18 protein-coding genes are annotated in these 19,392 nt (G+C 59.1%); 10 read left to right on the forward strand and 8 right to left on the reverse strand.

Annotation, left to right across the window (positions count from 1 at the left end; translation table 11 throughout):
• Positions 1–146 precede the first annotated feature (146 nt).
• From amaB to AC1ROR_RS22395, 4 genes are all read left to right on the forward strand, one after another.
• Entirely contained in the window at positions 147–1,676 is a 1,530-nt protein-coding gene (gene amaB, locus AC1ROR_RS22380) for an L-piperidine-6-carboxylate dehydrogenase (protein ID WP_031234134.1), read from the forward strand.
• Positions 1,677–1,916: 240 nt separating this feature from the next.
• A complete protein-coding gene (locus AC1ROR_RS22385; RefSeq protein WP_498590778.1) occupies positions 1,917–2,870 on the forward strand; it encodes an aliphatic sulfonate ABC transporter substrate-binding protein in 954 nt (317 codons plus the stop codon).
• 22 nt (positions 2,871–2,892) lie between these two features.
• Positions 2,893–3,672: an ABC transporter permease subunit gene (locus AC1ROR_RS22390; protein ID WP_080839070.1), complete on the forward strand. Its 780-nt coding sequence runs from the start codon at positions 2,893–2,895 to the stop codon at positions 3,670–3,672.
• An 8-nt stretch (positions 3,673–3,680) separates the two neighbouring features.
• Entirely contained in the window at positions 3,681–4,502 is an 822-nt protein-coding gene (locus AC1ROR_RS22395; RefSeq protein WP_035223543.1) for an ABC transporter ATP-binding protein, read from the forward strand.
• A gap of 41 nt (positions 4,503–4,543) precedes the next feature.
• Here the strand turns inward: AC1ROR_RS22395 and putA are convergent, their stop codons facing one another.
• Positions 4,544–8,245 carry a trifunctional transcriptional regulator/proline dehydrogenase/L-glutamate gamma-semialdehyde dehydrogenase gene (gene putA, locus AC1ROR_RS22400; protein ID WP_498590779.1) on the reverse strand — a complete coding sequence of 1,234 codons (3,702 nt, stop codon included), beginning with the start codon at positions 8,243–8,245 and terminating at the stop codon, positions 4,544–4,546.
• Between the two features lie 175 nt (positions 8,246–8,420).
• On the opposite strand from putA, the gene AC1ROR_RS22405 reads away from it, so the two are divergent.
• Positions 8,421–8,891, forward strand: coding sequence for an Lrp/AsnC ligand binding domain-containing protein (locus AC1ROR_RS22405; RefSeq protein ID WP_035223539.1), 471 nt, complete (start codon positions 8,421–8,423; stop codon positions 8,889–8,891).
• A 67-nt stretch (positions 8,892–8,958) separates the two neighbouring features.
• On the opposite strand, the gene AC1ROR_RS22410 is transcribed toward AC1ROR_RS22405, so the two are convergent.
• Positions 8,959–9,525, reverse strand: a complete 567-nt coding sequence (locus AC1ROR_RS22410; RefSeq protein WP_003508744.1) for an RNA polymerase sigma factor — start codon at positions 9,523–9,525, stop codon at positions 8,959–8,961.
• A complete protein-coding gene (locus tag AC1ROR_RS22415; protein WP_035223536.1) occupies positions 9,525–9,731 on the reverse strand; it encodes a NepR family anti-sigma factor in 207 nt (68 codons plus the stop codon). The genes AC1ROR_RS22410 and AC1ROR_RS22415 overlap by 1 nt, the downstream gene beginning before the upstream one ends.
• Before the next feature lie 137 nt (positions 9,732–9,868).
• Here AC1ROR_RS22415 and AC1ROR_RS22420 point away from each other — a divergent pair, with 137 nt between their 5' ends.
• Both AC1ROR_RS22420 and AC1ROR_RS22425 read left to right on the forward strand, forming a co-directional pair.
• Positions 9,869–10,663: a response regulator gene (locus tag AC1ROR_RS22420; RefSeq protein WP_035223533.1), complete on the forward strand. Its 795-nt coding sequence runs from the start codon at positions 9,869–9,871 to the stop codon at positions 10,661–10,663.
• A gap of 101 nt (positions 10,664–10,764) precedes the next feature.
• Complete coding sequence (locus tag AC1ROR_RS22425; RefSeq protein ID WP_498590780.1) at positions 10,765–11,748, forward strand: sensor histidine kinase; 984 nt, start codon at positions 10,765–10,767, stop codon at positions 11,746–11,748.
• Between the two features lie 285 nt (positions 11,749–12,033).
• On the opposite strand, the gene AC1ROR_RS22430 is transcribed toward AC1ROR_RS22425, so the two are convergent.
• Positions 12,034–13,752 carry a sensor histidine kinase gene (locus AC1ROR_RS22430; RefSeq protein ID WP_035223527.1) on the reverse strand — a complete coding sequence of 573 codons (1,719 nt, stop codon included), beginning with the start codon at positions 13,750–13,752 and terminating at the stop codon, positions 12,034–12,036.
• Positions 13,753–13,989: 237 nt separating this feature from the next.
• On the opposite strand from AC1ROR_RS22430, the gene AC1ROR_RS22435 reads away from it, so the two are divergent.
• Positions 13,990–14,565 carry a PRC-barrel domain-containing protein gene (locus tag AC1ROR_RS22435; RefSeq protein ID WP_035223524.1) on the forward strand — a complete coding sequence of 192 codons (576 nt, stop codon included), beginning with the start codon at positions 13,990–13,992 and terminating at the stop codon, positions 14,563–14,565.
• Between the two features lie 107 nt (positions 14,566–14,672).
• On the opposite strand, the gene galE is transcribed toward AC1ROR_RS22435, so the two are convergent.
• The 4 genes from galE to AC1ROR_RS22455 all read right to left on the reverse strand — a co-directional run bounded on the left by galE (position 14,673) and on the right by AC1ROR_RS22455 (position 16,944).
• Positions 14,673–15,656: a UDP-glucose 4-epimerase GalE gene (galE, locus tag AC1ROR_RS22440; RefSeq protein WP_003498526.1), complete on the reverse strand. Its 984-nt coding sequence runs from the start codon at positions 15,654–15,656 to the stop codon at positions 14,673–14,675.
• Positions 15,657–15,852: 196 nt separating this feature from the next.
• Positions 15,853–16,287, reverse strand: a complete 435-nt coding sequence (locus tag AC1ROR_RS22445) for a hypothetical protein (protein ID WP_498590781.1) — start codon at positions 16,285–16,287, stop codon at positions 15,853–15,855.
• 9 nt (positions 16,288–16,296) lie between these two features.
• Complete coding sequence (locus tag AC1ROR_RS22450) at positions 16,297–16,641, reverse strand: ElaB/YgaM/YqjD family protein (protein ID WP_035223521.1); 345 nt, start codon at positions 16,639–16,641, stop codon at positions 16,297–16,299.
• Between the two features lie 126 nt (positions 16,642–16,767).
• Complete coding sequence (locus tag AC1ROR_RS22455) at positions 16,768–16,944, reverse strand: hypothetical protein (RefSeq protein ID WP_156394026.1); 177 nt, start codon at positions 16,942–16,944, stop codon at positions 16,768–16,770.
• On the opposite strand from AC1ROR_RS22455, the gene nspC reads away from it, so the two are divergent.
• Both nspC and AC1ROR_RS22465 read left to right on the forward strand, forming a co-directional pair.
• Entirely contained in the window at positions 16,943–18,040 is a 1,098-nt protein-coding gene (nspC, locus tag AC1ROR_RS22460; RefSeq protein WP_498590782.1) for a carboxynorspermidine decarboxylase, read from the forward strand. The genes AC1ROR_RS22455 and nspC overlap by 2 nt on opposite strands.
• Positions 18,041–18,100: 60 nt before the next feature.
• Positions 18,101–19,339, forward strand: a complete 1,239-nt coding sequence (locus AC1ROR_RS22465; protein ID WP_498590783.1) for a saccharopine dehydrogenase family protein — start codon at positions 18,101–18,103, stop codon at positions 19,337–19,339.
• Positions 19,340–19,392: the final 53 nt, after the last annotated feature.

Consider the following 19,392-nt stretch of genomic DNA (forward strand, 5'->3'; position numbering starts at 1 on the left):
TATATGATTACGAGAAAGAATGGAACGGTGTAAAACACCAGTTTCACATAACGAATGGAAAATTCGGGGAAAGAAGAGTGACGGGAGTTGAAAGCGCCGTATCGAAACGGCCTTTCCTCCCCTTTTAAGCCAAAAGGACGATGGACATGGATGCGACCACGAAGCTCGACGTGAAACAGGAAGCCGCGGCCCTGCTCGACAGGATGGGCGTTGCCCGCGATCTCTATACCGGCGGCGATATGGCCTCCTTCAGCCCGGTGACGGGTGAACAGGTCGCGAATCTCAAGACCGTTTCGGTCGAGGGTGTCGCAGCCGTGATCGACCGGGCCGATGCCGCCTTCAAGACATGGCGCAATGTGCCGGCGCCCCGTCGTGGGGAGCTGATCCGGTTGCTCGGCGAAGAACTGCGCGCCTTCAAGGCCGATCTCGGCCGTCTCGTCTCGCTGGAAGCGGGCAAGGTTCCCTCCGAGGGCCTCGGCGAAGTGCAGGAAATGATCGATATCTGCGATTTCGCGGTCGGCCTTTCCCGCCAGCTTTATGGTCTCACCATCGCCACCGAACGCCCCGGCCACCGCATGATGGAAACCTGGCATCCGCTCGGCGTCGTCGGCGTCATCTCCGCCTTCAACTTCCCGGTCGCGGTGTGGTCGTGGAATGCGGCGCTTGCGATCGTCTGCGGCAATTCGGTGGTCTGGAAGCCTTCGGAAAAGACGCCGCTCACGGCGCTTGCCGTGCAGGGCATCTTCGAGCGCGCCGCCGCCCGTTTCGGCGATGCGCCGGAAGGTCTCTCGCAGCTTCTGATCGGCGACCGCGCCGTGGGTGAAGCTCTGGTGGACAATCCCAAGGTGCCGCTCGTTTCGGCCACCGGTTCCACCCGCATGGGCCGCGATGTCGGCCCGCGTCTGGCGAAACGCTTCGCCCGCGCCATTCTGGAACTTGGCGGCAACAATGCCGGCATCGTCTGCCCTTCCGCCGATCTCGACATGGCGCTGCGCGCCATCGCCTTCGGCGCCATGGGCACGGCCGGCCAGCGCTGCACCACGCTTCGCCGTCTCTTCGTGCATGACAGCGTTTATGACCAGCTCGTGCCGCGCCTGAAAAAGGCCTATGCTTCCGTTTCCGTCGGCAACCCGCTGGAAACCTCCGCACTCGTCGGCCCGCTGGTCGACAAGGCGGCTTTCGACGGCATGCAGAAGGCCCTCGAAGCGGCGAAAGCCCATGATGGCGTGGTGAATGGTGGCGGCCGCGTGGATACGGGTGCGCCGGATGCCTATTACGTCAAGCCGGCGCTTGTCGAAATGCCGAAGCAGGCGGGGCCTGTGCTGGAAGAAACCTTCGCGCCGATCCTTTACGTGATGAAGTATAGCGATCTCGATCAGGCGATAGACGACCATAACGCCGTCGCTGCTGGTCTTTCCTCATCGATCTTCACCCGCGACATGCAGGAATCGGAACGATTCCTGTCGTCGGAAGGTTCCGATTGCGGCATTGCCAACGTCAATATCGGCACCTCGGGTGCGGAAATCGGTGGCGCCTTTGGCGGTGAGAAGGAAACCGGCGGCGGCCGTGAATCCGGTTCGGATGCGTGGAAGGCCTATATGCGCCGCGCCACCAACACCATCAACTACTCCAAGGCGCTGCCGCTGGCGCAGGGCGTTTCCTTCGATATCGAATAATCGCGTCCTTATAGACAAATTGATCCATCATGCCGGCGCGGCTCCATCCGCGCCGGCATTTCTATTCGATGGGGCGGATGAGGGCGTCCGCGACGATTTGCGGAAAAGAGGCATTTGCGCGGAATTTTATTCCCGCAATATTGCTCATATTGAATTATCGTCTCTCTATCGTTTTAATGGAAAACCCTAGCATTGCTCCATATCGCAACCCGGCAAGAGCGCCGGTGATAAGGAGATGAAATGCCAGCCGTCACCCGCCGCGCCCTTTCCGCCAGCATTCTTGTTGCCGCTGCTTTATCCGTTCTGCCTTTTCAGGCCCAGGCGGCGGAAGAGCTGAAGATCGGTTATCAGAAAACCGGCCTGCCGGTGATCGCCCGTCAGCACGGCGTCATCGAAAAGGCGCTTGAGGCCAAGGGCGTGAAGGTTTCGTGGGTTGAGTTCACCGCTGGCCCGCCGCTGGTGGAAGCCCTGAATGTCGGCTCCATCAATGTCGGCTGGACGGGCGATGCGCCGCCTATCTTCGGTCAGGCGGCAGGTTCGGCCATCGTTTATGTCGCGGCGCTTCCTTCGAACGGCAAAGGTGAGGCGATCTTCACAAAGCCCGAAAGCGGCATCAAATCGGTTGCCGATCTCAAGGGCAAGAAGGTCGGCGTCGGCAAGGGCACCAGCGCGCATAATCTGCTGGTGGCGGCAATTGAGAAGAACGGCCTGAAATTCAGCGATATCGAGGTGGTCTATCTCAGCCCTGCCGATGCCGCGGCAGCTTTCGCCAGCGACAAGATCGACGCCTGGGCCGTCTGGGATCCGTTCTATGCGATTGCCGAAACCCGCTACAAGCCGGTCACTCTGGCCCGCACCAGCGATGTTCTTAATGTCAGCACCTATTTCCTCGCCAATCGCGATTACGCCAAATCCAATGCGGATACGATCAACATCACCATCGATGCTCTGGGCGAGGCGGCGAAATGGTCCGCCGCCAACCGCGACAAGGTCGCCGCAGCTTTGCATGAAGTGACGGGCGTGCCGCTGGAGGCGCAGACGCTCGCCGCGAACCGCTCTGAATTCGGCATTACCAAGATCGACGACAAGATCGTCGCCAGCCAGCAGGAAACCGCCGACCGCTTTTATCGTCTCGGCCTGATCCCGAAACAGATCAGCATCAAGGATGCCGTCTGGTCTGGTGCGACGAACTGATCCCCGATCCGGAGGCTTCGCCATGAGCATCAGAAGGCGCATCGAGGTTGGAAGCATCACGGGTTGGCTGCTTCCCGCCATCATTCTTGCAGGCTGGGAAGCGGCTTCCCGCATAGGGCTTATTTCAGGAAATGTCCTTCCAGCCCCTTCCGCCGTTGCGGAAGCCTTCTGGCGGCTTCTGCTTTCGGGGGAACTCATTGCCAATATCGGCGTGAGTTCCGCCCGTGCGCTTGTGGGTTTCGCCATTGGCGGCTCCATCGGTTTCATCTTCGGGCTGGCCAATGGCCTCTCCAAATTCTCCCGCAGCTTCACCGATACGACGCTGCAGATGATCCGCAACATTCCGCATCTGGCGCTCATTCCGCTGGTCATCCTGTGGTTCGGCATCGATGAGGAGGCGAAGCTGTTCCTCGTCGCGCTCGGGGTGTTTTTCCCGATCTACATCAACACGCTGCTCGGCATTCAGGGTGTCGATCCGCAACTGGTGGAAATGGGCCGTACCTATGGTATGTCACCCTTCACGCTGTTCCGGCGGGTCATCCTGCCCGGCGCGCTGCCCGCCATTTTCACCGGCCTGCGTTATGCGCTCGGCATCATGTGGCTGACGCTGATCGTGGCCGAAACCATCTCTTCCTCGTCCGGCCTCGGCTATATGGCCATGCAGGCGCGCGAGTTCCTGCTGATCGACGTCGTGGTTCTGTCGATCCTCATCTATGCGCTTCTTGGCAAGCTGGCCGACAGTTTCGCCCGCTTCCTCGAAAGCATCTTCCTGCAATGGCATCCAGCCTTCAAGAAAGTCTGAGGTAACCCATGTCGACCGGCAATGTGACGACGCTGAGACGCCCGGATGCCCCGCCATCCCTCCCGTCGCAGGGGAAAATCGAACAACGTGAGAAGACGGCAGAAGGCAAGGTCGCCTTCAGCTTCCGCAATGTGGCGAAGAGCTTCGGTGATAAACCGGTTCTGCGCGGCATCGATCTCGATGTGCGGGAAGGCGAGTTTCTGGCCATCATCGGCAAGAGCGGCTGTGGCAAGAGCACGCTCCTGCGTATTCTGGCCGGCCTCGACACGCCGACCACCGGAGCCGTCTCGAAAGATGCATCGAGCCGCACCCGCATGATGTTTCAGGAGCCGCGCCTTCTGCCTTGGGAGAGAATAGCGAACAATGTCTCCGTGGGCCTGACGGGCATTGCCAAGGGCGAGGCGGCGCAGGAGCAGGCGCTTACAATTCTCGAAGAGGTCGGGCTAAGGGACCGGGCTGGCGAATGGCCCTATGTGCTTTCCGGCGGCCAGAAGCAGCGCGTGGCGCTGGCACGGGCGCTGGTGGCCCATCCGCAGATCCTGGCGCTGGATGAGCCGCTCGGCGCGCTCGATGCTCTCACCCGCATTGAAATGCAGCTTCTGCTGGAGCGCATCTGGCGCAAGCAGAAATTCACCGCCGTTCTCGTCACGCATGATGTTTCGGAAGCTGTCGCACTTGCAGACCGTATCGTCGTCATCGACGAAGGACGTATCGCGCTTGATCTGGATGTGAAGCTGCCGCGTCCGCGCCGCCACGGCACCGCCGAATTCGCGCGGCTGGAGGAGCAGGTCCTGAACCAGCTTTTCGGGCGTGGCGAGATTGGCGGATAAGAGTTGACCGGCAGGGCCAGGACCCTGCCGGATTGTATTTATCAGCCGATGCTCATCAGGCTGGCATTGCCGCCGGCGGCTGTGGTGTTGACGCTGACCGAGACTTCTTCCACCAGCCAGTCGAGCGTATAGGGCTGGCTTTCCCCGGAAAGCGCTTCTGTTGTCGCAGTCTGAACCAGAACCAGCGGGCCGGGCAGGGCGGCGATCTTCTTGTTGATCGTTACGACACGCTCCGCATCACCTTCGATCAGCGCGCCGGCGAAGGGTGCGGATTTTTCCCAGTTGTCAGCCCAGGCGATGCGCGAGGTGACGGTTGCCGGCAATCCATAGATCGCTTTTTCCAGTCCCGACGCATTGTCGATGACGACCGAGTTGCCGGTGGCAAGCGCTGCCGCCAGCTGGCGATACAGCCCCTGTTCCGTAGCGGGGATCAGCAGAACCTTGCCGCGCGGATGCAGCGCATAGACATTGCGCTCCCCGACCGGGCCTGCCAGTTCTGTTTCAAAGCCGAGGCCGGAAAGGGCCGCAGCCTGCCTCGCTGCCTCAGCCGCGATGGTCTGGCCGTTTTCATCCAGCCAGCGGGCAAGATCGACGGCCGCCTGGTCCTGCTGGCTGGCGACGCGATCAATCTTCGGCGCGGTTTGCGTCACGCGGCCGAGATAAAGCGGTCCGCCGGCCTTGGGGCCGGTGCCGGAAAGTCCGCGCCCGCCAAAAGGCTGCACGCCGACCACCGCGCCGATGATGTTGCGGTTCACATAAAGATTGCCGGCCGCGACGCGCGACAGGACGTGCTGGATCGTATCATCAAGGCGCGTATGCAGGCCGAAGGTCAGGCCATAGCCGGTGGCGTTGATTTCATCGATCAGCCGGTCGAGATTGTCACGCTTGAAGCGGATGACGTGCAGCACCGGTCCGAAGACTTCGCGTTTCAGATCGGCGAGCGATTTCATCTCGATGATCGTCGGCGGCACGAAGGTGCCCTTGCCGGTTTCGCCGGCAAGCGTGATCTGTTCGATGCGATGGCCGAGCCCGCGCATGCCCTCGATGTGCTTTTCGATGATGCCCTTCGCCTCGGCGGTAATTACGGGGCCGACATCGACGGAGAGCTTGTCGGTGCGGCCGATGCGCAATTCATGCAGCGCGCCTTTCAGCATGGTCAGCGTGCGGTCCGCCACATCTTCCTGCAGGCAGAGGATGCGTAGCGCCGAGCAGCGCTGGCCGGCGCTGTCGAAGGCAGATGCGATTACATCGGCGACGACCTGCTCGGCAAGCGCCGAGGAATCGACGATCATGGCGTTCTGGCCGCCGGTTTCGGCAATCAGCGGCACTGGCTGGCCATTGGCGAGAACCCGGCCGGCAAGCTGGCCCTGAATGAGCCGCGCCACTTCCGTGGAGCCGGTGAACATCACACCGGCTGTGAGAGGTGAACCAACAAGTGCGGCACCCGTCTTGCCGTCGCCCGGCAGAAGCTGCACGGCATCCTGCGGAACGCCAGCCTCATGCAGCAGGCGCACGCCTTGGGCCGCGATCAGCGGCGTTTCTTCGGCGGGCTTCGCCAGCACCGGATTGCCGGCAACCAGCGCCGCCGTCACCTGACCGATGAAGATGGCGAGGGGGAAGTTCCACGGGCTGATGCAGACGACCGGGCCGAGCGGTGTTTCGCCGGATTTGAAGTTCCTGCGAGCTTCCGCTGCGTAATAACGCAGGAAGTCGATCGCCTCGCGCACTTCGGCAATGGCGTTGGGCATGGATTTTCCCGCCTCGCGCATGATGAGGCCGAGCAGGGCGGGCATTTCGGCCTGCATGGCGTCGGCGGCCCGCTCCAGGCAGGCGGCGCGTTCTTCCACCGGGGTGGACGGCCAGCTTGAGGCTGCCGCCCGCTGCATGGCGGCTTCGACATCGGCTTGCGTCGGCTCCGTCACATGGCCGACGATATCATTGTGGTCGCCGGGATTGAGAACCGGGCGCGTGTTGCCACCTGCCTGCGGCGCGGTGGCTTTCCATTCCGTCGCAGCACCTGCCTTCAGGGTTTTGTCCAGTGCGGCGAGCGTCGTTTCGCTGGAAAGATCGAGACCGGCGGAGTTTTTGCGTTCCGGGCCGAACAGGCCTTCGGGGGCGGCGATGCGGTCGTGACGCGCGCCGGGAACAGTATAGGCCTTGACGACGGCAACCGGGTCTTCCAGCAGGGAGTCCACCGGCACGGCAGGATCGGCGATGCGGTTGACGAAGGAAGAGTTCGCACCGTTCTCCAGCAGGCGGCGGACGAGATAGGCCAGCAGCGTCTCATGCGTGCCGACGGGGGCGTAGAAGCGGCAGGGCCGATCGAGCTTCTTCTTGCCGACGACTTCGCTGTAAAGCGGTTCGCCCATGCCATGCAGGCACTGGAACTCATAGTCGCCGAGCTTGAAGCCGGGGCCGGCGAGATTGTAGATCGTCGCCATGGACTGCGCATTGTGGGTCGCAAATTGCGGAAAGACCAGATCGCGTGCGGCGAGCAGCTTGCGGGCGCAGGCGATGTATGAGACGTCCGTGTGGACCTTACGGGTGAAGACCGGGAAGTCTTCCAGCCCTTCCACCTGCGCGCGCTTGATTTCCGCGTCCCAATAGGCGCCCTTGACGAGACGCACCATGATGCGGCGGCCCGAGCGGCGGGCGAGATCGATAATGTAATCCAGAACGAAGGGGCAGCGGCGGCCATAGGCCTGCACGACGAAACCGAGGCCGTTCCAGCCCGCAAGGTCCTTGTCGAGCGCCAGCTCTTCCAGAAGATCGAGCGACAGTTCCAGCCGGTCGGCTTCCTCCGCATCGATATTGAGGCCGATATCGTATTTCTTGCTGAGCAGCATCAGGGATTTGACGCGCGGTAGCAGCTCCGCCATCACGCGCTCGGCCTGGGCGCGGGCGTAACGCGGATGCAGCGCCGAAAGCTTGATGGAAATGCCGGGGCCGCCATAGATGCCGCGGCCGGCAGACGCCTTGCCGATGGCGTGGATGGCGTTTTCGTAGTCCTTGTAATAACGCTCCGCATCCTTGGCGGTGGTCGCGGCTTCGCCCAGCATGTCGTAGGAATATTGGAAGCCCTGTTCTTCCAGCGGTTTGGAGCGCTTGATCGCTTCGCCGATGGTTTCGCCGGTGACGAATTGCTCGCCCATCATGCGCATCGCCATATCGACGCCGCGACGGATGACGGGTTCGCCGGCGCGGGCGATCAGCTTGGTCAGCGCCGCCGAAAGGCCGCTATCATTGACCGTCGAGGTCAGCTTGCCGGTGATGACGAGACCCCAGGTAGCGGCGTTGACGAAAAGCGAGCGCCCGCCGCCAATATGGGACTTCCAGTCACCGCGGGCGATCTTGTCGCGGATCAGTGCGTCGCGGGTGGCGGTGTCGGGAATGCGCAGCAGCGCCTCGGCGAGGCACATCAGCGCCACGCCCTCATGGCTGGAGAGCGAATATTCCTGCACCAGCCCTTCGACGCCGGTGCCCTTGGTCTTGGCGCGCAATGCCTCGATCAGTTTGCGGGCCGTGTCGCGAATGGTTTTCGTTTCTTCCGCCGTCACCGTTGCCGCCTCGATCAGCGGCGCCAGGCATTCTTCCTCCGGGCGGCGATAGGCGGCGGTGATCGCCTTGCGCAGCAGGCTCTGCTCGCGCACCGGCGGCGCGAAATTCTGGAAAATGCCGTTCACCGCTTGCTGCGTGTTGACGTCGGCGTTGTTTACACTGGCGTTGCTTGCACCATCGGCCATTCTGAAAACCCTGAAAAAGCTGTTGAAGACAGACCGTCGGCGGCAGCGTGTCCTCCACCCGCCGCTTTTCATCCTGGCGAGTACAATACCATCGCTGTAAAAATTGCTATGGCCCTATTTTTAGGATAAAACAGGAAATACGAACTTTTATTATTCACATTTGGCGTTAAATTACATGGCAAATAGTCAAAAAACAGACGATCTGGATCACTTCGATCTCAAGATTCTCGAGGCGCTCAGCGAAGACGGGCGCATGTCGGTCCTGCAACTGTCGAAACGCGTCGGCCTTTCCAAGACGCCTTGCCAGACGAGGCTCAAGCGGCTGGTCGACGAAGGTTATATTCTTGGCTTCCGCGCCATGCTCAATCCGCAGAAACTCGGCGTCGATCACATCGCCTTTGCCGAGGTCAAGCTTTCCGATACGCGCGAAAAGGCGCTGGAGGAATTCAACGCGGCGGTGCGCAAGATCAAGGAAGTCGAGGAATGTCACATGATCGCCGGCGCCTTCGATTATCTGCTGAAGGTCCGTACCAGCGATATCCGCAAATATCGAAGAGTGCTCGGTGAAAAAATCTCGAGCCTGCCATCGGTTTCCAACACTTCGACATTCGTGGTGATGCAATCGGTCAAGGAAACCGGCATCTAAGGAAGCGGGCAAAGAAAAACGGGCAGACGCAGGCCTGCCCGTTTATTGCCGTCTGCGTTCAGTTCTCTCAGCGCGCCGTGGCAGCGGCGGTGACCGCGCTCATCTGCGCGTCGGGACCGAACTCGTTTTCGTTTTCAATGCCGAGAAGCTCCTGCAGGCGCAGCCTTGCACGGCTGACCCGGCTCTTGATCGTGCCGACCGGGCAGCCGCAGATTTCGGCGGCTTCCTCGTAGGCAAAACCCGAAGCCCCGATCAGCAGGATCGCTTCGCGCTGATCGTCCGGCAATTTCGCAAGGGCGGCGCGGAAATCCTGCAGGTCGACCGATCCGTGCTGTTCAGGAGGCACCGACAGGCGCGAGGTATAGACCCCGTCCGTATCCTGCACTTCGCGCCCGGACTTGCGGATCTGGCTGTAGAACTCGTTGCGCAGGATCGTCACCAGCCATGCCCGCATGTTGGTGCCAGGCTGATAGCTGTCCTGTTTGGCCCAGGCCTTCATGATCGTGTCCTGCACGAGATCGTCTGCACGGTCCCTTGAGCGGATAAGCGAAATCGCGAAGGCACGCAGGTTCGGCAGCGCCGCCAGCATTTCCCTTTTGAAGTTGTATTCTGTCTGCTCCGGCTCTTTCGCCATCATTCCTCCGAAGCCTTTATTTTGGCTTTGCTTTCGGCTTCATCGAGTTTTTCGAGAAGGTCGAGGAATTTATCAGGGATGCCTTCATCCTGAACGGCATCGTAAAGCTCCCTGAGCTTGCGGGAAATCACCGCCCGCCCGGAGTGCGGAACCTGGGGGGCGGCCGAATTGTCCGGCTGATCTTGGTCCGATTGAAATATGTTCATAACGTCCGGTATTCCTTTTGTGTCGAGCAAATAATGCGTGATGAAAAAAATAGTTCCGACGCTTCGGAACTTTTTTTGCGATGCGCACGTTGCTATCTTGGGTTTGCGTTGCAGACCGCATGAAAGGGGAGAATTCCATGTCAGTTTCTACACGCATCGCACCGCACCTGCCATATCTGCGCAGGTTCGCGCGTGCCGTTTGCGGCTCACAATCCACGGGCGATGCCTATGTTGCGGCAACACTCGAAGCTCTGATTGCCGATATCAGCATCTTCCCGCAGACAAGCAGCGATCGGGCTTCGCTCTATCAATTGTTTGTATCAATCTTTAGTTCCGTCACGATCAATATTAAGGCCGACGAAAACCTGTCGGGATGGGAAAAACGCGCCTCTGCGAACCTCTCCGCCGTGCCGCCTCTCGCCCGTCAGGCTTTCCTTCTGACCACGGTCGAGGAGTTCACGCCTTCGGAAGCAGCAGAGGTTCTGAAAGTGTCCGAAGATCGCGTCGGCCAGTTGATCGACGAGGCGGCCTCGGAAATCGCGCGTCAGGTGGCGACCGATATCATGATTATCGAGGATGAACCTCTGATCGCCATGGATATTGAGCAGATGGTCACCGATCTCGGCCACCGCGTCACGGGCATTGCCCGCACGCATACCGAGGCACTCGACCTCTTCCATCGCACCCAGCCGAAGATGATCCTTGCCGACATCCAGCTTGCCGATGGCAGTTCCGGCCTCGATGCAATGAAGGACATCCTCCAGATGACGTCCCTGCCGGTGATTTTCATTACGGCTTTTCCGGAGCGACTTTTGACGGGTGAACGTCCTGAACCGACTTTCCTTGTTACCAAGCCGTTTAACCCGGATATGGTGAAAGCGCTTATCAGCCAGGCTCTGTTTTTCAACGAAAGCTCTCGCGTCGCGGCGTGAAGTTTGCCGAAACCGCGGATGAACTGGGAACCAGTGGGGTTCCCGGGCGTTGGCGGTTACGGTCGTGGGACTTTCCCACGGCTTTCTGCAAGGAGACGAATTTGCATCGGCTGGCATGGCATAACGCGGAAAGGAACGAGAGTGAGCTTCACGATTCGCTCGTCCTTGCGTTGCTCGATTCGGGTGAAACAGTCATGCTGCAGGACTGGAACCGCGATTACATATTCGTGGCCAACCTGCCGGATGTCTGGCGTTTGCCGGCAGATTCCCATCCAACTGATGAGAATCTGTTCGGCGACGATCTCTCCGCGCGGCTTGCCGAACTTAAAAAGGATATGAATGCCGCGGGCAGCCGGGGCATGCTGGAAGTGAATGCCGGAAACGACCGGGTCTTCCAGTTTCAGGTCTATTCCACCTTCAACCAGTCGAACCAGACGGTGCTGAAAACCACCATAAGGGAGGTAACGACGGAAAGGCGGCGCGAGCAGCTTTTGCGCTCGCTGCTGCGTGAAGTCAGCCACCGTTCCAAGAATCTCCTGGCGATCATCCAGAGTCTTGCGGGCCAGACGGCCCGTTTCAGCCTCACCAAGGATGATTTTCTGCGCAAATTCCGGGGACGGTTGCATGCCCTTGCCCAAAGTCAGGATCTCATCACGGATTCCGACTGGAGGGGCGCGCGCATATTCGAGCTTCTTCGTCAGCAGTTTGACCTTTATGTGCCGGAATATCCGAACCTCATCCACATGGAGGGGGAAAACCTGCTGCTCAATCCGAATGGCGCGCTCTATATCGGGCTCGCCTTCCACGAGCTGGTGGTCAATACGGTCAGCCATAGCGGCAATCTCGCCTATCACCCGCCAATATCCTTGCAGTGTCGCCAGGAAGGTGATTCCTACATTGTGGAATGGATAGAGCCGATCAAGCCGTCGAAAGAACCGGCCGAGGTACGGCGCGGCAGCTTCGGCAGTGTTGTTCTTGAAAAAGTGGTTCCATCCGCATTGGGTGGAAGCGCCGAATATCAGCTGACACCCGAGCGCATCGTCTATCGGTTGAAATTTCCCTCCGGTGCTGGCGCGGATTCTTGAGATAAGTACCGGATATGAGGGGTTTGCCAGGAGGGAGCGACCGGCTTCGATCTTGCGGAAAGCGCAATAAAAAAGCACGGCTCGTATGAGAGCCGTGCTATTTTTATAACAGGTTTTCAGGGGCGAAACCTGTTTATTTTCAGCCAAGCTTCAGGCGGGGACGGGGGAATTGCTTGGCCTGCAGTAAGAATGCCTGTGGCTGGATTCGGTTCCCCTCAAATCTATTTTTTTTGACAGAGGCCAAATTCACCTGCCGTTTACACCGGCACATGGGTCCTGAGACCCTTAGTGCGCCGGTTCGGACCGCCTCGGAATGAAGTAGCGCATTGGTGCTTCGAGCGACCATTCGAAACCGGTTTCGCGATATTCCGTTGTCACCTGTCCGCCAAACGCGCCTTCGGCGTGCCGTTTGATGACGGTGGTGCCAAAACCCTTGCGGGTCGGCTCCGTTGCCGGCGGGCCACCCGTCTCGGTCCAGATGAGATGGATCATCTGCCTTCCGTCTTTTTCAAGCGTCTTCCAGCTCAGGGTGATCTTTCCCAAGGGAACCGACAGCGATCCATATTTGATGGAGTTCGTCGTCAGCTCATGCACCACAAGGCCAAAATTCTGTGCCGCTTCGGGAGAAAGCATGAAATCTTCTCCCGAAAGCGCGAAACGCTCGGAAACCGTACCGAAAACGTCGAGATGGGTCTCTATCAGCTTGCGGATAGGCAGGCCCTGCCACTGAACTTCCGCCAAGGCCCGGATCGACATTCCCAGACCGCGCAGACGGTGATCCACCTCTTTCTGGAATTCCGGGATGCTTTTATTCTCCCGTCCCAGCTGCCGGATCATCGCCTGAACCAGCGTCAGAATGTTCTTGGAGCGGTGAACGAGTTCGTGCAGCAGCAATTGCAGCCGCTCCTCCGACTGGCTTCTGTCGAAGGAGGCGTTGGAGAGCGCAATGGCAACCTGGTTGGCCTCCTTGATCTTGGTATCGACGGGGGCCACGATCTCGCCTTCACCGATGCGCTCGGCCATATGGGTCAGGTCGCGAATGGACATGCGCAATTGCCGGCCGACCAGATAGGCGCCGCCGATGGCGATCAATACGAGCATCAGGCTGCCGATCATCATCTGCCGCCAGGTATCCACCAGCGCCGCCTGGCTTGCAGCAAGCGGCCCCCACATCACGATCTTCCATTGCCAGCCCGGTAATTGCGCATAGGCGTAGAGATTGCCCTTGCCGTCGAAAAAATTGCCGCTAAAGGCCTGCATTTCCGAAAGGACGGCGGGGGTGACGAATGGCTTGCCCACCTCTGCCTCAACCTGTGAACTGGAAACAACAACGCGATTTGTACCGTCGATGATGGCGACCGCCCAGTTGCGCGGCAGGTTTTCGGTGGGAATGAGCCGGCTGAGGTCGCTGGCGTTCTGCGTCAGGATCAGGGCGTCTCCGGCCGAACCCAGATCCGGGTTGAGCGGCATCGTAACGTTGAATACCCATTCCTTGCTGGTCGCGCCAAAAAACATGTCCGAGACGGTGATGCGGCGGGATTCGATCGCCTTTTCGAGATTGGCCTCGGCCGGCACCTTGCCCAGTGGCTGGCCATAGGGCACGCGCGTATTAAGGCGCTGCTGGCCGTCCTTGGTGGCGAGAATGGCGAAAAGTCCTTCCCGTTTCAGACTTTCGGCAACACGTCCCTGAAAGGCGGAAAGATTGCCGCTTTCAAGCTCGGGGAATTGCGACAGCAGGTTGAGGGAGGTGGCGATTTCCTGCAGGCGGCGATCGATATTGCGGCTGACGACCCGCGCATCCTCAATGGTCTCGCGCTGCAGGTCATCGCGTTTTTCGGCTTCGAGGCGCAGCATCAAATAGCCGCCGAAAAGAATGAGCGGCAGTGTAATGACGGTTGCCATCACCACCAGATAGGTGCCGATGGAGGCGGTCGGGAAAAAATTCGCGCTGCGCCGACGCAAAGCCGAGATCATGTCTTTCAGTTCTTTGCCGGATTGAGGCATACAAAAACTCCGGCAGTTACGTCCTTGTTACGTCAGGGATAATACCGTGCCAGTCCCCTTTAGCAATGCCTGATTTTTACCCTCGGTTGTCGCGACACGCCCCAATTGCGTCGGTGTGATTGAAAAAATCGGAACTATTTCAACGATCAACCCGTTTGCAAAACGAACCGGCCAAGCAGCGGAAGCAAAACTCGTTACCGCCGGGCCAGTCGAGAACGATGAAAGGAAGGTACGAAAATGGCAAAGAAACTGAACATACTCGTCACCGCCGCCCTGATGGGCACGACGGCTTTCGCGCCGCTTGCCATCGCTCAGGGCACCACCCAGCCTGCACCGGCAAGTCCGAGCGCGCAGACCGAGCCGGCAACGCCGCCAGCTACCCCCATGGCGCCTACGGCTCCTGCGGCCAATGACAGTGCGGCAGCAACGACGGGTGGCGCTTACATCACCGAGCAGGGTGAAACGCAGATCAGCGCCAATGATTATATCGGCAAATCGGTCTACACCGCCGCTGATGAAAGCATCGGCAATGTCACGAACCTCATCATGGAACAGGATGGCGGCCTCGTTGCAGCCGTGATCGGCGTTGGCGGCTTCCTCGGCATCGGTGCCAAGGATGTGGCCGTTCCCATGGACAAGGTGACAATGACGCGTAACGCGCAGGATGGCACAATCCGTCTGACGACGACGGAGACGGCGGAAACGCTGAAGGCGGCACCGGAATTCAAGACGCTGGAACAGAAGGCCAGCGAAAAGAATGCGGCAACGCCGGCTGCACCTGACAGCACGACCACTTCAGCTACAAAGCCTTAATCCCATACCTGGGAGGCAGGAGCGGGACTGGCTGACAGCAGCCGTCTCGCGAGAGGCACCGGCCAGAAGGCCGGTGTCTTTTTTGTTCCGTTTACGCCCGCAGGTGCTCAGTCCCCGGCGTTGCGCGAGGAATGCCAGGCCCAGGCGGATTTGATGATGTCGGCCAGCGAATAACGCGGTTCCCAGCCGAGAACAGCCTTTGCCTTGTCATTATTGGCGACAAGGGTTGTGGAATCGCCATCGCGGCGGTCTGTATATTCAACCGGGAAGGGGCGGCCGGACACTTCCGAAATCGCCGCCAGCAATTCCTTCACCGTCGTGCCGGTGCCGGTGCCGAGGTTGAGTTCGACGGTTTCACCGCCGGCCAGCAGATAATCCACCGCCCGCACATGGGCGTCGGCCAGATCGAGAATGTGGATATAGTCGCGCACGCAGGTGCCGTCACGGGTGTCGTAATCCGTGCCGAATACCTTGAAGCCCTGACGCCGGCCGAGTGCCGCCTCGATGGCAAGCGGAATCGCATGGGTTTCCGGCTTGTGCCATTCGCCGATGCGACCTTCGAAATCGGCGCCCGCGGCATTGAAATAGCGCAGCATCACCGAGCGCAGCCCCTTATAGGTGCTGTAATCCTTCAGAGCCTGCTCGACCACCCATTTGGTGCGGCCATAGGGGTTGATCGGCGCCTGCCGGTGCGTCTCGTCTATCGGTACCTGTTCCGGCAATCCATAGGTGGCGCAGGTGGAGGAGAAAACGAAGGCCGTGACGCCGGCATCGATGGCGGCGGAGAGAAGGTTCAGCGAGCCGATGACGTTGTTGTCGTAGAAGGCAACCGGCTGTTTCACCGATTCGCCGACTTCGATCAGTGCTGCAAAATGCAGGACGGCTTCCGGCTGGTGTTTGGCAAAGACTTCGTCCAATCGCGCCCGATCGCGAATATCGCCCTGTTCAAAGGGTCCCCACCGGACAAATTCCTCATGCCCATTGGACAGATTGTCGAAAACGACCGGTTCATATCCTCTTTCGGACAAAAGAAGGCAGGTATGCGAACCAATATAGCCGGCACCGCCGACGACAAGGACTTTCTTCTTCATCAATCGCCTTTCAGAAAAAAACACGCGGACGCGCCGAGACTGTATGTCACTTTGTTCAAATAAGGGCGGCGTGGCAGCAAGCGCCAACAACCAATCTATCCATCGCGGGTAACATAAAAAAAACTGCGCATCCATGGTTAGGATGCGCAGCAACTAATGAGAGCTTGACGAAGAGCCGAAACACGCCCGAAGGTGTCTATTTCTTTTTCCGCGTATTCGCCCTCGTCGCCAGAAAACCGGCAGCCATGGCGACGGCAAGCGTCGCATAGGGCCGCGCCTGGATCGCCAGCGTCAGCAGCGATTGCAAGGCCAGGGGCGCCGCGGTTAGGGGCGTAGCCGTCAAAGGCGCGACGGGCCGCGCCGCGTAGGCTCTGGGACGTTTGACGATTGCCAATGCCACCAGCATGATGACACCGAGCAGGAAGGCTGTGCCGGCGACGACGAGCGCGGCTGGACCGGCACCGACATGCCGGGCAAGATAGATCGACCCCGCAACCACGGCGGCGACAAAGGCGATCAGAAAGAAGACACCGGTCAGCACCCACAGGATGATGGTGGCGCGCAGACGCCGGGTGACGACGCGTCCTTCGCGCTGGGTGTCTCCCAGATAGACCAGCAATGCCTCAAGCATGATGCGGCCTTATCGACGTGTAAGGAGGGCAAGCAGGAAGCCCACGCCCACGGCAATACCGAGGGACTGAAGCGGGTTTTTCTGGACCTGATCCGTCAGATTGTCGTTCAGCGAAGAAATTTCGTTGCGAACGCTATCCGCCATTTCGCCGGATGCAGTCAGGGCATCGTCGGCAACGCGGGCGGCCTGTGCCTTCAGTTCATGCGAGGCGCCGACGCCAAGCGCCTTAACGCTCTTGGCAAGATTTGCCAGATCTTCGCGAAGCTGGGCAAGCTGTGCCGCCACTTCGGCTGCATCACCGTTTTCGAGGGATTGCTGGATCTTGTCATTGACGCTGCTACGCACGCTTGCCATAGGTGAAGTCCTTCCTGGAACATCGTTGATGGAAATTGCGACAGGCCAAACCGACCGCCGCCGCAGGTGAATTCCGTCGCTCAAGAAACTGGGTTTGCGCAACCGAAACACCTGCCTGTCCGCCATTCAAACGCGCCGATGCTTGCTTGGTTCCGCGCCCGGCATGTTTTCTTCGCGGGCATTTAAGGGCCGGGGGCAATTTTCCGGGAATTCGGTGCCGGACATTTGTTTTCCTGTCACAAGCATCATATAAGGCCCATCATCGAGACGTACCTTGACTTCAATCAATATGTGAAACGACATGCTTCAGACGCCTTATTACCTCATCGACAAGACAAAACTTCTTCGCAACATGGAGAAGATTGCCTATGTGCGGGAAAAATCCGGCGCCAAGGCGCTGCTGGCGCTGAAATGCTTCGCCACATGGTCGGTGTTCGATTTCATGTCGCAATATATGGACGGCACCACCTCGTCCTCGCTTTATGAAGTCCGCCTCGGCCGCGAGAAATTTGGCGGCGAAACCCACGCCTATTCCGTCGCCTATGCCGATTACGAAATCGACGAGGTGATCTCGAATGCGGACAAGATCATCTTCAACTCCATCGGCCAGCTGGAGCGTTTCGCGGAGAAGGCGTCGGGCATCACCCGGGGTCTGCGCCTCAATCCGCAGGTCAGCTCCTCTAGCTTCGATCTTGCCGATCCGGCCCGTCCCTTCAGCCGTCTTGGCGAATGGGATGTCGCCAAGGTCGACAAGGTCATGGACCGTATTTCCGGTTTCATGATCCACAATAATTGCGAGAACGGCGATTTTCCGCTGTTCGACCGCATGCTGACGCAGATTGAAGAAAAATTCGGATCGCTGCTATCGCGTGCTGAATGGGTGAGCCTCGGTGGCGGCATTCACTTCACCGGCGACAATTATCCGCTCGACCAGTTCTGCGACCGTCTGCGCGCCTTCTCGGAAAAATACGGTGTGCAGGTCTATCTGGAGCCGGGCGAAGCCTCGATCACCAAGAGCACGACCCTGGAAGTGACGGTTCTCGACACGCTGTTCAACGGCAAGAACCTCGCCATCGTCGACAGCTCCATCGAAGCGCATATGCTCGATCTGCTGATCTACCGCGAAACCGCCAAGGTTTCGCCGAACGAGGGCGAGCATCCCTACATGGTCTGCGGCAAATCCTGCCTTGCGGGCGATATTTTCGGCGATTTCCGCTTCGACAAGGAGTTGAAGGTCGGTGACCGCATCTCCTTCCAGGATGCGGCCGGCTACACCATGGTCAAGAAGAACTGGTTCAACGGCGTAAAAATGCCGACCATCGCCATCAAAGAACTGGACGGCACCGTTCGCGCCGTTCGTGAATTCGACTTTGCCGATTTCGAGCAAAGCCTGTCTTAAACCCTGTTTTTAACATGAAACGAAGCTCATCCCTGCGGGGAAAAGGAGGCATCACCTGAAATGAAGAAGAACGTTCTGATCATCGGCGCCGGTGGCGTAGCACAGGTCGTGGCGCATAAATGCGCCCAGAACAGCGATGTATTGGGAGACATTCATATTGCGTCACGGACTTTGGGAAAGTGCCGCAAGATTGTCGAGTCCGTACGCGAAAAGAAGAGCCTCAAGACAGATGTGAAACTTGAGGCCCATGCGCTTGACGCTATGGATATCGAGGCGACGAAAGCCTTGATTAAACAGACCGGTGTTGAAATCGTCATCAACGTCGGTTCGTCTTTCGTCAACATGTCCGTTCTTCGGGCCTGCATGGACACAGGTGTTGCCTATATGGACACGGCGATCCACGAGGATCCCACCAAGATTTGCGAGGCGCCGCCGTGGTACGGAAACTACGAGTGGAAGCGTGCGGAAGAATGCAAGGAAAAGGGTATTACGGCCATTCTCGGAGTCGGTTTCGACCCGGGCGTGGTCAATGCCTATGCGCGTCTCGCCAAGGATGATTATTTCGACAAGGTCACTTCGGTCGATATCGTTGATATCAATGCCGGCAGCCATGACCGCTGGTTCTCGACGAATTTTGACCCGGAAATCAACTTCCGTGAATTCACCGGCGTCGTCTATTCCTGGCAGAAGGGTGAGTGGCAGACGAACCAGATGTTCGAAGTCGGTCAGGAATTCGACCTGCCGGTCGTCGGCAAGCAGAAGGCCTATATGACCGGCCATGACGAGGTCCATTCGCTGTCCAAAAACATGGACGGTGCCGATGTGCGCTTCTGGATGGGTTTCGGCGATCATTATATCAACGTCTTCACCGTGCTGAAGAACCTCGGCCTCCTGTCCGAAAAGCCGGTCAAGACGGCTGAAGGTCTTGAGGTCGTGCCGCTGAAGGTCGTCAAGGCCGTACTGCCCGATCCGTCTTCGCTGGCGCCCGACTATGTCGGCAAGACCTGCATCGGCGATATCGTCAAGGGCATCAAGGACGGCAAGGAACGCGAAGTCTTCATCTACAATGTGGCCGACCACAAGGAAGCCTATGAAGAAGTCGGTTCGCAGGGCATTTCCTACACCGCCGGCGTTCCTCCCGTCGCCGCTGCCATGCTCATCGCCACCGGCGAATGGGACGTGAAGCAGATGGCCAATGTGGAAGAACTGCCGCCGAAGCCGTTCCTGAACATTTTGAACAAGATTGGCCTGCCGAACCGCATCAAGGATGAAAACGGCGATCGGGCGCTGGAATTCTAAGCGCAGCATTCTTGATGGATAGAAACAGAAAAGCCCCGCGAAAGCGGGGCTTT

It is taken from the genome of Agrobacterium sp. GW821-FHT14E08 (genome assembly GCF_058803865.1).

What these genes read in the sequence shown, in the direction of transcription:
- AC1ROR_RS22450 (WP_035223521.1), bottom strand. Translation starts at nt 16,641, where the DNA reads ATGGCAAGCGTGCGTAGCAGCGTCAATGACAAGATCCAGCAATCCCTC.
- AC1ROR_RS22415 (WP_035223536.1), bottom strand. Translation starts at nt 9,731, where the DNA reads ATGAACATATTTCAATCGGACCAAGATCAGCCGGACAATTCGGCCGCC.
- AC1ROR_RS22465 (WP_498590783.1), top strand. Translation starts at nt 18,101, where the DNA reads ATGAAGAAGAACGTTCTGATCATCGGCGCCGGTGGCGTAGCACAGGTC.
- AC1ROR_RS22405 (WP_035223539.1), top strand. Translation starts at nt 8,421, where the DNA reads ATGGCAAATAGTCAAAAAACAGACGATCTGGATCACTTCGATCTCAAG.
- nspC (WP_498590782.1), top strand. Translation starts at nt 16,943, where the DNA reads ATGCTTCAGACGCCTTATTACCTCATCGACAAGACAAAACTTCTTCGC.
- AC1ROR_RS22430 (WP_035223527.1), bottom strand. Translation starts at nt 13,752, where the DNA reads ATGCCTCAATCCGGCAAAGAACTGAAAGACATGATCTCGGCTTTGCGT.
- galE (WP_003498526.1), bottom strand. Translation starts at nt 15,656, where the DNA reads ATGAAGAAGAAAGTCCTTGTCGTCGGCGGTGCCGGCTATATTGGTTCG.
- AC1ROR_RS22410 (WP_003508744.1), bottom strand. Translation starts at nt 9,525, where the DNA reads ATGGCGAAAGAGCCGGAGCAGACAGAATACAACTTCAAAAGGGAAATG.
- AC1ROR_RS22395 (WP_035223543.1), top strand. Translation starts at nt 3,681, where the DNA reads ATGTCGACCGGCAATGTGACGACGCTGAGACGCCCGGATGCCCCGCCA.
- AC1ROR_RS22385 (WP_498590778.1), top strand. Translation starts at nt 1,917, where the DNA reads ATGCCAGCCGTCACCCGCCGCGCCCTTTCCGCCAGCATTCTTGTTGCC.
- AC1ROR_RS22390 (WP_080839070.1), top strand. Translation starts at nt 2,893, where the DNA reads ATGAGCATCAGAAGGCGCATCGAGGTTGGAAGCATCACGGGTTGGCTG.
- amaB (WP_031234134.1), top strand. Translation starts at nt 147, where the DNA reads ATGGATGCGACCACGAAGCTCGACGTGAAACAGGAAGCCGCGGCCCTG.
- putA (WP_498590779.1), bottom strand. Translation starts at nt 8,245, where the DNA reads ATGGCCGATGGTGCAAGCAACGCCAGTGTAAACAACGCCGACGTCAAC.
- AC1ROR_RS22435 (WP_035223524.1), top strand. Translation starts at nt 13,990, where the DNA reads ATGGCAAAGAAACTGAACATACTCGTCACCGCCGCCCTGATGGGCACG.
- AC1ROR_RS22420 (WP_035223533.1), top strand. Translation starts at nt 9,869, where the DNA reads ATGTCAGTTTCTACACGCATCGCACCGCACCTGCCATATCTGCGCAGG.
- AC1ROR_RS22445 (WP_498590781.1), bottom strand. Translation starts at nt 16,287, where the DNA reads ATGCTTGAGGCATTGCTGGTCTATCTGGGAGACACCCAGCGCGAAGGA.
- AC1ROR_RS22455 (WP_156394026.1), bottom strand. Translation starts at nt 16,944, where the DNA reads ATGTCGTTTCACATATTGATTGAAGTCAAGGTACGTCTCGATGATGGG.